Annotated in this window: 12 protein-coding genes and 1 pseudogene; 6 read left to right on the top strand and 7 right to left on the bottom strand. The window is 71.3% G+C overall.

Going from position 1 to position 12,107, the window contains the following annotated elements; all coding sequences use genetic code 11:
* Positions 1–9: 9 nt before the first annotated feature.
* Positions 10–273, bottom strand: a pseudogene (locus RIN75_RS19935) (aminotransferase class V); the annotation flags it as partial.
* Between the two features lie 243 nt (positions 274–516).
* On the opposite strand from RIN75_RS19935, the gene trxA reads away from it, so the two are divergent.
* The gene (gene trxA / locus RIN75_RS19930; protein WP_309113477.1) at positions 517–879 is read left to right on the top strand and encodes a thioredoxin; all 363 of its coding nucleotides are present in this window, start codon (positions 517–519) and stop codon (positions 877–879) included.
* 200 nt (positions 880–1,079) lie between these two features.
* On the opposite strand, the gene RIN75_RS19925 is transcribed toward trxA, so the two are convergent.
* On the bottom strand, positions 1,080–2,084 hold the full coding sequence (locus RIN75_RS19925; RefSeq protein ID WP_309113476.1) for a sigma-70 family RNA polymerase sigma factor: 1,005 nt from the start codon (positions 2,082–2,084) through the stop codon (positions 1,080–1,082).
* Positions 2,085–2,157: 73 nt separating this feature from the next.
* Here RIN75_RS19925 and RIN75_RS19920 point away from each other — a divergent pair, with 73 nt between their 5' ends.
* The 4 genes from RIN75_RS19920 (at position 2,158) to RIN75_RS19905 (ending at position 4,219) form a co-directional block, all read left to right on the top strand.
* Complete coding sequence (locus tag RIN75_RS19920; protein ID WP_309113475.1) at positions 2,158–2,970, top strand: alpha/beta hydrolase; 813 nt, start codon at positions 2,158–2,160, stop codon at positions 2,968–2,970.
* Between the two features lie 72 nt (positions 2,971–3,042).
* Positions 3,043–3,447 carry a phage holin family protein gene (locus tag RIN75_RS19915; RefSeq protein WP_309113474.1) on the top strand — a complete coding sequence of 135 codons (405 nt, stop codon included), beginning with the start codon at positions 3,043–3,045 and terminating at the stop codon, positions 3,445–3,447.
* Positions 3,444–3,941 carry a DUF3618 domain-containing protein gene (locus RIN75_RS19910; RefSeq protein WP_309113473.1) on the top strand — a complete coding sequence of 166 codons (498 nt, stop codon included), beginning with the start codon at positions 3,444–3,446 and terminating at the stop codon, positions 3,939–3,941. Before RIN75_RS19915 ends, RIN75_RS19910 begins: the two co-directional genes overlap by 4 nt.
* A complete protein-coding gene (locus RIN75_RS19905; RefSeq protein ID WP_309113472.1) occupies positions 3,938–4,219 on the top strand; it encodes a DUF4235 domain-containing protein in 282 nt (93 codons plus the stop codon). The genes RIN75_RS19910 and RIN75_RS19905 overlap by 4 nt, the downstream gene beginning before the upstream one ends.
* A 284-nt stretch (positions 4,220–4,503) precedes the next feature.
* On the opposite strand, the gene RIN75_RS19900 is transcribed toward RIN75_RS19905, so the two are convergent.
* From RIN75_RS19900 to RIN75_RS19880, 5 genes are all read right to left on the bottom strand, one after another.
* Positions 4,504–5,259, bottom strand: coding sequence for an enoyl-CoA hydratase-related protein (locus RIN75_RS19900; protein WP_309113471.1), 756 nt, complete (start codon positions 5,257–5,259; stop codon positions 4,504–4,506).
* Between the two features lie 46 nt (positions 5,260–5,305).
* Positions 5,306–5,920: a hypothetical protein gene (locus RIN75_RS19895; RefSeq protein ID WP_309113470.1), complete on the bottom strand. Its 615-nt coding sequence runs from the start codon at positions 5,918–5,920 to the stop codon at positions 5,306–5,308.
* A 68-nt stretch (positions 5,921–5,988) separates the two neighbouring features.
* Positions 5,989–6,924 carry a hypothetical protein gene (locus RIN75_RS19890; protein WP_309113469.1) on the bottom strand — a complete coding sequence of 312 codons (936 nt, stop codon included), beginning with the start codon at positions 6,922–6,924 and terminating at the stop codon, positions 5,989–5,991.
* A 109-nt stretch (positions 6,925–7,033) separates the two neighbouring features.
* Positions 7,034–9,385 (bottom strand): hypothetical protein, encoded by a 2,352-nt coding sequence (locus tag RIN75_RS19885; protein WP_309113468.1) that lies wholly within the window; start codon positions 9,383–9,385, stop codon positions 7,034–7,036.
* A gap of 100 nt (positions 9,386–9,485) precedes the next feature.
* Positions 9,486–10,265, bottom strand: a complete 780-nt coding sequence (locus RIN75_RS19880) for an alpha/beta fold hydrolase (protein ID WP_309113467.1) — start codon at positions 10,263–10,265, stop codon at positions 9,486–9,488.
* A gap of 122 nt (positions 10,266–10,387) precedes the next feature.
* On the opposite strand from RIN75_RS19880, the gene RIN75_RS19875 reads away from it, so the two are divergent.
* Positions 10,388–11,734, top strand: a complete 1,347-nt coding sequence (locus tag RIN75_RS19875) for a wax ester/triacylglycerol synthase family O-acyltransferase (RefSeq protein ID WP_309113466.1) — start codon at positions 10,388–10,390, stop codon at positions 11,732–11,734.
* Positions 11,735–12,107 lie beyond the last annotated feature (373 nt).

The raw sequence follows: 12,107 nt of genomic DNA, 5'->3' as shown, positions 1-12,107 counted from the left end.
CAGGGCCAGGGCCGTCTGGAAAAGGCCGGTGCTGGTGTTGGGGAGCAGCACCACGTGCTCCGCGCCCACCCCGCACAACCTCGCCACCGCCGCCTCCGCCCGCGCCTCCTCCCGCATCAAATCGTCCACAGTGGACGGACCGGCCGGCGTCGATCGCTCCAGCAACCGCGTCGACTCCTCCACCACCGCACGCGAAGGCGGCCCGAACCGGGTGAAGTCCAGATACCCCTCCGGCTCCTGGAACTGCACCGAGTACGCGGCCGGGATGCGCATGATCAGAGCACCTTCGCGACGAACTGCCGGGTCCACCCGTCACGCGGATTGTCCAGCACCTGCCCTGCGGCCCGGACGACCATCGCTCCGACACGCGCCGCCAACGTGCACACTGTGCGTAGTCGATCCGGTGCACGGAGTGAGTGGAGACGCCTACAACATGGTTGAAGGGAATCGGAGGGTTCGCGCGCGCGTTGACCCGGGTAACCGGGGGCGAAACCCCAGTCGAGGCGAGGAGTACCCATGGCGACGGTGGAGCTGACCACGGACAACTTCGACGAGGTGGTCGGCGGTTCCGACCTGGTCCTCGTGGACTTCTGGGCGGACTGGTGCGGTCCGTGCAAGCAGTTCGCGCCGGTGTTCGAGCGGTCGGCCGAGAAGCACCAGGACATCGTGTTCGGCAAGGTGGACACCGAGGACCAGCAGCAACTGGCGGCGGCCTTCCAGATCCGCTCGATCCCGACCCTGATGATCGTGCGCGACGGCGTCGTGCTCTACGCGCAGCCGGGCGCCCTGCCCGAGGCGGCGCTGGAGGACCTGATCGACCAGGCGCGCAAGGTCGACATGGACGAGGTTCGCAAGCAGGTCGCCGAGCAGCAGGCCTGAATCACGCGGGCTTGATCACGAAGGATTGATCACGCGGGCTTGATAACGCAGGCTGATCATGCGGGCCTGATCACGTCTTGGCGCGGCCTCCGGCCCCCGGTTCCATGGTCCCACGAGGGACCGACAAAACCGGGTGCCGGAGGCCGTTTGTCGTGTCGGGGGACCGTTCACGAGGCGGACGGGGGACGCGTTTGGGCTCGTCAGGGCGTCGAGGGAAGGGTTGGGGGCAGGTCGAACACCGCGAAGTGGTCCGGGCCGATGAACGACGTCAGGCCGGCGATCAGGCCGTCGCGCAGCGTGAACACCGTGATCGACCACGCCGAGTGGACCTCCTCCCCCGGGCGCCGCAGGTAGCAGGCCACGGCGGGCTGGGTGTTGGCGCTGGTGGCGACGTGCCGCCACGCCCCGCACCTGGTCAACGGGGTCGCCCGGGCGAACGCCATCACCGCGTCCCGACCCCGGTACCACTGCGCCATCGGGGGCATGGCCCACGTGACGTCCTCGGTCAGCAGTGCCACCAGGGCGTCGGCGTCCCCGCGTTCCAAAGCCGCCGCGTAGTCCGCCACGACCTCGCGGACCCGGGCGTCGTCGACCTTGCTCAGTGCGGGTCGCCCCGCCAACGCGCCGACCTTCGACGCCAGCACCCGCCGCGCCCGGGCCAGGGCCGAGTTCACGCTGGTCGTGGACGTCTTCATCACCTCGGCGATCTCCGCCACGCTGAACCCCAGCACCTCGAACAGCAGCAACGCCGCACGCTGGTTGCCGGGCAGGTGCTGCAACGCCGCGACGAACGCCAGCTCCACGGCCTCGCGCTGCTCGTACCGGGCATCGGGATACGTGCCCAGCCACGCCACGTCCGTACGCGGCGCGCCCTCCTCGACCTCCGTGCTCGCCGGCCCCAGGTCCACCGGCAACGCCCGCCGGCCCCGCCGTTCGACCGCGTCCAGGCACGCGTTGGTGGATATCGCATACAGCCAACTCCGCACGGACGACCGCCCCTCGAACCGGCCGAACCCCCGCCACGCCCGCAGCAACGCCTCCTGGAGCGCGTCGTCGGCGTCGTGGACGGACCCGAGCATGCGGTAGCAGTGGGCGTGCACCTCCCGCTTCAGCGGCTCCACCAGGCGGGTGAACGCCTCATGGTCGCCAGTGCGGGCGCGGTCCACGTCCGGGTCGTCGAACACGCGCGGAGAAACTTCGCTCACGAGCGACGATTCTGCCTCGCGCCGGGAGTCACCCACCTCTGAACGGAACATTCCCTGATCGGAGGACCTCCCGATGAACCACACCGTCACCGCCGACACCCTCCGCGTCGACGACGCCACCCTCCACTACGAACTGCGCGGCACGGGACCGCTGGTCGTGCTGGTCGGCGCGCCGATGGACGCGCGGGCGTTCGAAGCCATGGCGGACCTGCTCGCCGTCGACCGCACCGTGCTCACCACCGACCCGCGCGGCATCCTGCGCAGCCCGGTCGACGACCGCGACCGCGACTCCACGCCCGAACTGCGCGCCGACGACCTGCGCCGGCTGGTCGAGCACGTCGGCGGCGGGCCCGCGGCGGTGTTCGGGTCCAGCGGGGGCGCGGTCAGCGCGTTGGCGCTCGCGCAGCACCACCCGGAGGTCGCGCACACGGTCATCGCGCACGAGCCGCCGCTGGACCAGCTCCTCGACGACCGCGAGGAACTGCGGGTCAAGACCGAGGACATCGTCGCCACGCACCTCGCCGGCGACGTCCTGGGCGCGTGGAAGAAGTTCCTCGCGGTGGCCAACATCCACCTGCCGGACGAGGTCGTCGAGCACATGGCCGCCGAGCAGCAGGACCCGCAGGCCGCCGCCGACGCCTGGTACCAGCACGCCCGGATGCTGCTGCCGACCACGCTGTGGGAGCCCGACCTCGACGTGCTGCGGACCTCGTCGACCCGGGTCCTGGTCGGGCTCGGGGAGGAGTCGGCGGGACAGCTGTGCGACCGGACCTCGCGGGCGCTGGCCGCCGCCCTGGGGATCGAGCCGACCATGTTCCCCGGCGGGCACATCGCGTTCGCCGAGGACCCGGCGCCGTTCGTGGAGCGCCTGCGCCCGCTGCTCTGACCGCCTGCACCCGACCCGTGCGTACACGCGCTGTGATGTGGGTAGTCCTGGGCCGATGAGAGGAGACGGCCCATGAACCACGTCGCCAGCGACCGCGACCCGTCCACCGCCGAGTTGGTCAGCCGGCTGTCCGAGCAGGTCAGCAGGCTGGCCCGGGATGAGATCAGGCTCGCCGTCGCGGAGGTCAAGGACAAGGGGAAGCACGTCGGTGTCGGCGCGGGGCTCCTCGGCGGGGCCGGCGTGCTGGCCTGGTTCGGGGTGATGGCGCTGATCGCCGGGCTGATCCTGGTGCTGGCCCTGGTCATGCCCGCGTGGGGCGCGGCGTTCGTCGTCGCGGCCCTGGTGTTCGCGGTGGCCGGGGTGCTCGCGCTGGTCGGTCGCCGGCAGATCGACCGGGGCACGCCGCCGATCCCCGAGCAGGCCGCCGAGAGCGTCAAGCGGGACATCTCCCAGGTGAAGGCGAGGGCGCACCGATGAGCAAGGACAACCCGCAGAACCCCACCGAGCTGCGCGCCGACATCGAGCGGACGCGCAGCGATCTCGGCGACACCGTGGAGGCGTTGGTGCACAAGGCCGACGTGCCCGCACGGGTCAAGGAAGCCGCGCACGGGAAGGTCGAACAGGTGAAGGACACCGCACAGCACGGCGCGGACCGCGTCAAGGACACCGCCCGCCTCGGCGCGGAGCAGGTCAAGGACGGTGCCGTGCAGGTGAAGGAACAGGCCGCCACGGTCGCCGAGCGCGTCAACACCGCCGCCGCCGTGGCAGCGGAGAAGGCGCAGGAGGCGGCGTCGAAGGTGACCGCTCAGGCCTCGAAGGTGACCGCGCAGGCGTCCCACGCGACCGACCGGGCCGTGCAGGCGCTGCCGCAGCCGGTCGCCGAACAGGTCCGCCGGCACCCGGCCGCCGTGGCCCTCGGTGCGGCGGCGGCGTTGCTGGTGCTGTGGCGGCTGGTGAGGGGCAGGTCATGAACAAACTGCTGTACCGACCGCTGGGCATGCTGTTCAGCGTCCTGGGTGGACTCGCCGCCTCGCGGCTGTTCGCCCAGGTGTGGAAGCTGATCAGCGGCGACAAGGTCGCGCCGACCGCCACCCAGAAGGACCGCGGGTGGGGCGAGGTGCTGCTCGCGGCCACCGTCCAGGGCGCGATCTTCGGCCTGGTCAAGGCCGCGATCGACCGGGGCGGCGCGACCGGCTACGACAAGCTGACCGGCGAGTGGCCCGGCGACACGGAGGACGTGGACAAGTAGCTCACAGCGGCGCGCTGATCGCGAGCAACCGGTCGAGGGCGCGCACGAGTTCCGCTCCCCGACCGGGGCGCGCACGCCTGCGCGAGGTCCAGGAACGCCAACAGGCCGCGCTGCGCGGACGACGACATGTCCGGCAGCGCGGCCTGTTCCACGTCCACGAACCCCTTGGACCGGTCGTCTGCGTCTCGGAGGGTTGGCCCGGTGATCGGTGCTGTGGCGTGAGCACCCGCTCGACCGCGGCACCGCGACCGCGGCCCAATCCGAGCCGAACGCCGCCATCGCGCTCAGAACCGGGGCGCGCGCTTCTCCAGGAACGCCGCCACGCCCTCCGCGTACTCGGCGCTGTGCACGGCCTCGTCGTACAACGCCCGCACCGCCTCGTCCTCCTCGACCTGCCCGTCGGTGACCCGGTTGACGATCTGCTTCGCGCCCCGCACGCTCACCTGCGCCCGCGACGCGACCACCTCCGACAGCTCCTTCACCCGCGCGTCCAGGTCGTCGTGGACCTCGTTCACCAGCCCGATCCGCAGCGCCGTCGCCGCGTCGATCAGCTCGCCGCTGAACAGGATCTGCTTCGCCCACGCCGGCCCCACCACGTCGACCAACTGCTTGGTGGACGTGAAGTTGTAGACGATCCCCAGTTTCGCGGGCGTGATGCCGAACCGGGCGCCGGACGACGCGATCCGCAGGTCGCACGCCAGCGCGATCTCGCACCCGCCACCCACGCAGAACCCGTTCACCGCCGCGATCGTCGGCTTGCCCAGGCGAGCGATGGCCCGCTCGCCGTTGTGCACGGCCTCGCTGTACCGCGCCGCACCGGAAGCGCCCGCCCGCAGGGTGGAGAACTCGCTGATGTCCGCCCCGGCCGAGAAGTGCTCGCCGCCGCGCACGACCAACACCCGCACCTCGGGCGCCGCCGCCACATCCGCCATCAAGCCGGGCAGGGCCGACCACATCTCGTAGCTCATGGCGTTGCGCTTGGCGGGGCGGTCGATGGTGAGCGTGGCGACCGGCCCGGACGTGTCCAACCTCAGCGTCATTACCGGAGAGTAGGACGAGAACGCGCACCGAGCGCAGTGACCGCCCTCACGCCAGCCACCAGAACGTCAGCCCGCCCACCACCAGGCCCATCGCCACCCCGCCGACGACCTGCGCCACCGTGTGGTCCCGCAGCGCCACCCGCGACCACGCCACCAACGCCACCGCGGGCGAGAACACCAGCGTCCACCACCCGAACGTCACCACCAGCACGGCCAGCGCCCCGGACGCCACGGCCGCGTGCACCGAGATCTTCCACCCCCGCCCGCCGGGCACCGGCCACAGGAACGTCACCGCGATGCTGACCAGCAGGCTCAGGAACATCGACACCGCCAGCGCCAGCATCCGGTGCGGCGCGCCGCCCAGCACCAGCACCACGATCGCCACGCCCAGCGACAGCACGCACGTGAACAGCGGCACCAGCCGGCCCTCGCGGTCGGTCACGTGGTGGCCCTGCCACCGCCCTCGCCGCGCGCCCCGCACCACCACCGCCATCGGGACCACCGACCCGCACACGCCCACGACCGTCCCCCACACCACCGTCGCCACCGGGTCGCCGGTCGCGTGCCACGCCACCAGCAGCGGCAGGCTCAGCACCAGCACCCACGGCGCGAGCACCTCCGTGACCACCCTGGCGAGCAGCGGAGGCGTGGAAACGGCCATGCAGCGCAGCGTAGGGCGCGGTGGCCGCGGGCGACGGCAAGATCGCCCACGACCACCGAGCCGTGTGATTACGAGCGGTACGCGTTGCGGGTGTAGGTCAGGCTGAAGTTCCCCCGGTTGGCGAAGTACACCGAAACCAGGTAGGCGGGGTCGTTGGCGAGCATCCCGCGCTGGAGGTCGCTGCCGTCGTTGCCGTCGTCCCATCCCCATGCCGTGTTCGCGGCGTTGTCCTTGCCGTTGTCGCCGCGGAACGTGCCCCAGCCCGCGTAGGTGGTGGAGTCGTTGCGCCGGGCCCACAGGCCGCCCGCCGCGAACGTGTCGACCAGGCGGTAGCCGACGGACCGGTCGTTGCCGCCCGAGGGCACTTCACCAAGGGACGACGGCAGGTACACGACACCGTCACCGCCGGGGAACTCCGCGCCGTTCCACGCGTAGAGCCCGTGCCCCTTGGCTTCCTGGCGCGTGGTGGGCCGGCCGTTCTGGAGCAGGAGCGTGCCGTCGACGTTCTCCCGGCCGCTGGTGAACGTGCTGCCGGCGGGCACGTACGAGTAGAAGTCGCTGTGCGCCACCGTCACCACGGCTTCGAGCTTGCCGAACACCGTGCCGTCCTTGCGCACGGTCGCGAGCATGCCTTCCATGTCGTTCTCGTGCGTGTACTGGCCGAACGGGTCCGGGAAGTCCTCCCAGTCCCGCGGGTGGTAGAAGCTGTAGACGATGAACCAGTGCGTCGAGGTCTCCACCACGGAGTAGTAGGCGGCGCCGGTCAACCGGGACAGGGTGTCGTCCTGGGACTCCCAGTTGTTCAAGGTGTTCCACTCGCCGTCGAAGTCCACAGTGGACACGTAGTCGGCGTCGTGGTCGGACGAGTCGGTGTCCTGGTAGTGGACCGGCGCCCAGTGGAACGCCAGTTCGGCGTCGGTCGCGGCCGACGCGGGGGACGTGAGCAGCAGCGAGAGCGAGACGGCCGCGAGCAGTGCCGCGGCCGCTTTGCGCGCAGGGGACAAGGTGCTCCACCTTCCGTAGACAGGGACGTGGCCCGTCGGCTGAGCCAACGGGCCACGCGGAACCCTGCGGTGAAGCGGTGACCAACGCAAGGCGTTGATCAGATGAGCGTTACGGGGACACGTAGAAACTCTTGTACGCAGTGCCCGACACGGTGCCGTCCGGGGTCCGGCTGAACACCACGATGACGAGGTCGCCCTGGAACTGCGGCGTGTGGGTGAACCTCGCCGTGCCGTCCGCACCGACCGGCACGACCTGCTCCGCGGAGCTGCTGATGTCCCGCCAGACCACCTCGTGCGACCCGGCCACGTTCGGCGTCGCGACGAACTCGATGGGCTGCCCCGCCTTGCCGGTCGACGGGCCGCCCTCGGGGTACTGCGGGCTAATCAGCGTCGGCGGCAACGCCTTGACCGCGAACGAGTGGTACGTGCCCTCGGTGGTCCAACCGCTCGACGACACGCCGACCACGTAGACCCCGTGGCCACCCGGCGACTTCGGCGCCCACCGGACGGTCGCCGTGCCGTCCGGCCCGGCCGCCGCGGTCTGCTCCTCGCCGCCGCTGAACCGGTAGCGGAAGGCGGCCACCGGGACCCTCGGCGAGGAGAACGTGAAGGAGCCCTCCACGCCCGGACCGCCGGTCTCCGCGCCGCCGGGGTACTCGGCACTGGTGACGGTCGGCGCGGGGGCGGTGGCGTCGAAGCGGTCTTCGCCCCAGCCCGACCGGATGCCCGCCTCCGTCACGCTCGCCGCGCGGGCGCGGTGGTAGCCGGGGGCGGTCACCGTGTACTCGTAGCGGGCTTCGCCGTTCGCGTCGACCGGCAGGGTCACCTCCTCCCCGTCGCCCACCTGGAAGACGTAGGCGACGACGCCGGGCCGGTCCAGCCACGGCGAGGCCGTGACCACGACCCGGTCGCCGACGACGGGGTTCCACCTGTCGACGTACACCAGCGGTTCGTACTGCTGGACGTCGATGTCGAAGTCGGTGATGCCGGACTTGAAGCCCGACGCGTCGACGGTCCACACCTTGAACGGGTGCGTGCGCTGCCCGGCGTAGAAGGTGAAGGTCGCCTTGCCGGTGCCGTCCGGGCCGACCGGCACGGTCTGCTCCGGGCCGTCGTCCAGGGTGTAGACGAACGTCGTCGCGCCCGCCTGGGTCGCGGTGAACACGACGTCCGCCGGCACGCCCAGCTCGAAGATCGGCAGCTTTAGGTACGGGGCGGTGGTGCGGATCCAGTACCGGTAGGAGCGGGCCGGGGAGCGGTTGCCCGCCCGGTCGACGCCGGAGACCTCGATGGACACCGGTCCGTCGGTGGTCGGGGTGGTGGTGATGGTGGCCGACCCGCCGGGCCGGTCGGCGGTCACCCGGCCGTACCCGACCGCGTGGCCGGAGTACTCGAAGGCGATTACGTCCTCGTCGCCGCCGGCGTCGAAGGTGAAGTCGCCGGGGACGCCCTCGCCGCCGTCACCGGGCGGGCCGTTGTTCTCCCGGTACACCGTGGAGGTGACGGACGGGGCGTTCGCGGGCGCGGTGAAGTCCGCGGTGAACACGCACGGGGCGGACCACTCGGAGTTCGCGTGACCGTCCTCGGCGCGCGCGGCGAACGCGAACTGCCGGCCGTCCTGCACCATGCCGGCCGGGAAGTAGCCGAAGAGCGAGCCGCCGACGGCGGAGGTGGCGTGCTCGACGCGCTGGTCCGGGGCGTCGACCGGCCAGAACGCCAGCCTGCCGTCGATCCCGCCGGGGTCGGGGTCGGACACCCGCGCGCTGGCGAACGGCTGCCGGGACGCGGTGATGATCGGCTCCCCGCACGGGCGGTTGTTCAGCGTGAGGTCGGTGGGCGTGCCCGGCGGGGTGTTGAAGGTGACCTCCAGGCTCGGGCTGGTCGAGAGGGACCGGCCGTAAGCGAGGTCGCCCTGGTGGTCGCGGTTGATGCGGGCGACGAGGGTCAGCGACGTGCTGCCCTCGGCCACGGCGTTCTTGACGATCTCACCCAGGTCCCAACTCAGCCACGGGAACGCGCACGGCGTGCCGCTCGCCGGGTCCGGGGCCTTGACCAGCTCGCGCGGCTGGAACGCCCAGCTGATCGTGCGCTGCGGCTTGGTGGTCCACAGTTCGAGGGCGCGTGGGGTGGCGCAGTCGTTCACCGACTTCTCGTAGGCGCTGAGCCGGGCTGTGAACACCGTGGTGCCCTTGAGCCGGGACAGGTCGAAGGTGAAGTACGACTTGCCGAGGTGGTGCTTCCCGTCGTCGTCGCGCCACGCGCCGACCCGGGCGTCACCCGTGGTGATGGCGTGGAACGGGGTGCGGGCGTCCGTGCTCAGCCATTGGGTGGGGCGCAGCGTGGTCCAGTTCGGGTTCTGGGCCGCGGTGGCGGTGCCCGGAACCGCCACGAGTCCGCCGATCAGGGCGGCGGTCGTCAATCCGGCGCGCGCGACGTGCCCGGGTCTTCCGGACGATCTCATGTCCCCCCTCAGGGATGGGTTCTGGAGGGTGCCATCTTCCCTGGTGAGAGGGTGTTTTGTCCGGGTTTTCCGCGGGCTCCCCCGGGGGTTCGCCGGGTCTTCAGGGGGCCGGGAACATCTTCGCCATGCCCGGCGGCGGGGTGAACGGCCGCCAGTCGGCCACCGGCTGCGCCAACCGGTCGGCGACGACCCACCAGACGGTCGAGTTGTAGCCGTAACCGAGGTGGCTGCCGGTCACCGCGACGTTCTCGCGGCGCGGCCCGGGCTCCTCGATGCACGTCCGCCACGCCACGATGCCGTCGGCCTTGGAGTAGACCGAGGTGGCGGGCACCGGGATCGGCGGCCGGGTGTGCTCTGGCGGCGGCCGGTCCGCACCCGCCACGTAGAAGCGGGCCAGCAGTTGGTAGACGGGGTTGACGCGGGTCTGCCGCAGGTCGGTCATCGCGTAAGGGCTGCCCAGGGTGACGACCTGGCGCACCCGATCGGGTGTTTCGCGGGCCAGTTCGCGGGCGAAGATGCCGCCGAGGCTCCAGCCGACCAGGCTGACCGGCCCGTTGTCGGCGAGTTCGGCCAGCAGTGCCCTCATACCGGTGACCACGGGGACGGACGGCCCGAAGTTGCGGCCCAGGCCCCAGCCGTGGACGTCGTAGCCCAATCCGGTGAGGAACTTGCGCAGCATCCCGGTGGACCCGTCCGAGGCGCCCAGGCCGGGCAGGACGAGGACGGTGTGCCCGTCACCCCTGGGCGCGGCGCGCAGCAGCGAGCGCGTGGCCGCGAACTGCCCGATGTCCACGACCGCGCGGGTCGGTTCGGTGAGGTACCAGAGCAGCCTGGGTGCGGTGCTCGGGACCTCGGGTGGGATCTCCGGTAGTGCCGACATGGCCCCTCCCCCCGCGCTCGGCGTTGAGCGTTCCCCGAGTTTCCATGATGTTTCTCAAGAACCGCTCGCACCAGTCTCAGATACGTCTCGACGGGGTGTCGACGCGGTTCTACCGTCGGTCCATGGACCGCATGAGCGCGGTGGACGCCGGGTTCTACTTCTCGGAGGACCCTGCCGCACCGATGCACGTCGGGTCGGTCCTGGTGTTCGAGGGGCCGGCGCCGTCGTACGGTGACGTGCTGCGGCTGTTCGCGGGCAAGCTGGTCCCCGGGTACCGGCGGCGGGTGCGGGAGTTGCCTTTCAACCTTGGGCGACCGGTATGGGTGGACGACGAGCACTTCCGACTGTCGCACCACGTGCGGCGGGTGGCGGTGGCGGCGCCGGGGGCGGACGACCAGTTGCGCGAGTTGGCCGGGCGGCTGTTCTCGCAGGGGCTGGACATGCGGCGGCCGTTGTGGGAGGCGTGGTTCGTCGAGGGGTTGGAGGGCGGGCGGTGGGCGGTGGTGTGCAAGGTCCACCACTGCCTGGTCGACGGGGTCGCCGGGATGGGCCTGCTGCAGGCGCTGCTGGACTGGCGGGCCGATGCCCCGGTGCCCGTTCCGACTCCGTGGACGCCTCAGCCGGCGCCTTCGGTGGTGGGGTCGGTGGTGGAGGGTGTGCTGGCGCCTTTGGGTTCGCTGGGGCGGATGCTGCGTGTCGGTGCGGGGGTGGACGGGCTGTCGGTGTTGCGCAGCTTGCCCGGGACCGCGCGGAGGTTGGCGGTTCGGACGCCCGGGTCCTTGAACGGCCCTGTGGGGCTTGGTCGGCGGTGGGTGTGGGCTAAGGCGGGGTTGGCGGAGATCAAAAGGATTCGGGGGGTTGCCGGGGGGACGGTCAACGACGTGATCCTCGCGGCGGTGGCATCCGGGTTTCGGGCGTTGTTGGCCAAGCGGGATGAGTTGCGGCCGGGTTTGGTGGTGCGGACTTTGGTGCCGGTGTCGACGCGGTCGTCGGAGGAGCGGGGGGTGTTGACGAACCGGGTGGGTGCGGTGCTGGTGAACCTGCCGGTGAGCGAGCCGGACCCGTTGCGGCGCTTGGCGGACGTGCGGGGGCAGATGGACGGGCTCAAGCGGAGCGGGCAGGCGGTGGTGGCGTCCGATGTGGTGTCGGGGTTGGGGGATCTGGCATCGGGGGCGGTGCTGGCCTGGGCTTCGCGGGCGGTGATGAGGGTGCCGCAGCGGGTGGTGCAGACGGTGGTGACGAACGTGCCGGGGCCTGGGGTGCCGATGTGGATGCTGGGGCGGCGGTTGGCGGAGGTTTGGCCGTATGTGCCGGTGGCGGGGAACGTGCGGGTGAGTGTGGGGGTGTTTTCGTACTTGGGGGAGGTGGTGTTCGGGATCACGGCGGATGTTGACGGGGTGCCGGACGTGGGGGTGTTGGCGGAGGGGATTCGGGAGGGGTTCGACGAGTTGGTGGCGGCGACGGCTTAGCTGGGTTGGGCGAGTCGAGTGGGGCACTGCCGGAGGACCGGTATGAACCTGTTGGACGCTCGCGCGGTTCTGCGGCTGGAAAATACGCGAGCGTCCAACAGGTCGTATGTGGTCCCCGCCCGCTAGTCGTGCAGCGAGGGCGGCGGCTCTGGCAGGGTTGCGGCGAGTTGCGGTGGGTTGCGGCGGCTTGGGCCGGGTTGCAGTGGGTTGGGCCGGCGGCGGATGCGGTGGGTTGCGCCGGGTGCGGTGGGTTGCGCCGGGTGCGGGGGATTGCACCGGGTGCGGCGGGTGCGGTGGGTTGGGCCGGGGTGCGAGGGTTGCGGTTGGCTTTGCTCGCTTTGGGCATCCACCCGCCCACCCCCTCCCAGGCCAC

The sequence above is a fragment of the Saccharothrix sp. genome, from assembly GCF_031180885.1.
GTDB lineage: Bacteria > Actinomycetota > Actinomycetes > Mycobacteriales > Pseudonocardiaceae > Actinosynnema.
The sequence above is the reverse complement of the archived record's forward strand: the minus strand, read 5'-3'. Positions and strand labels throughout refer to the sequence as shown.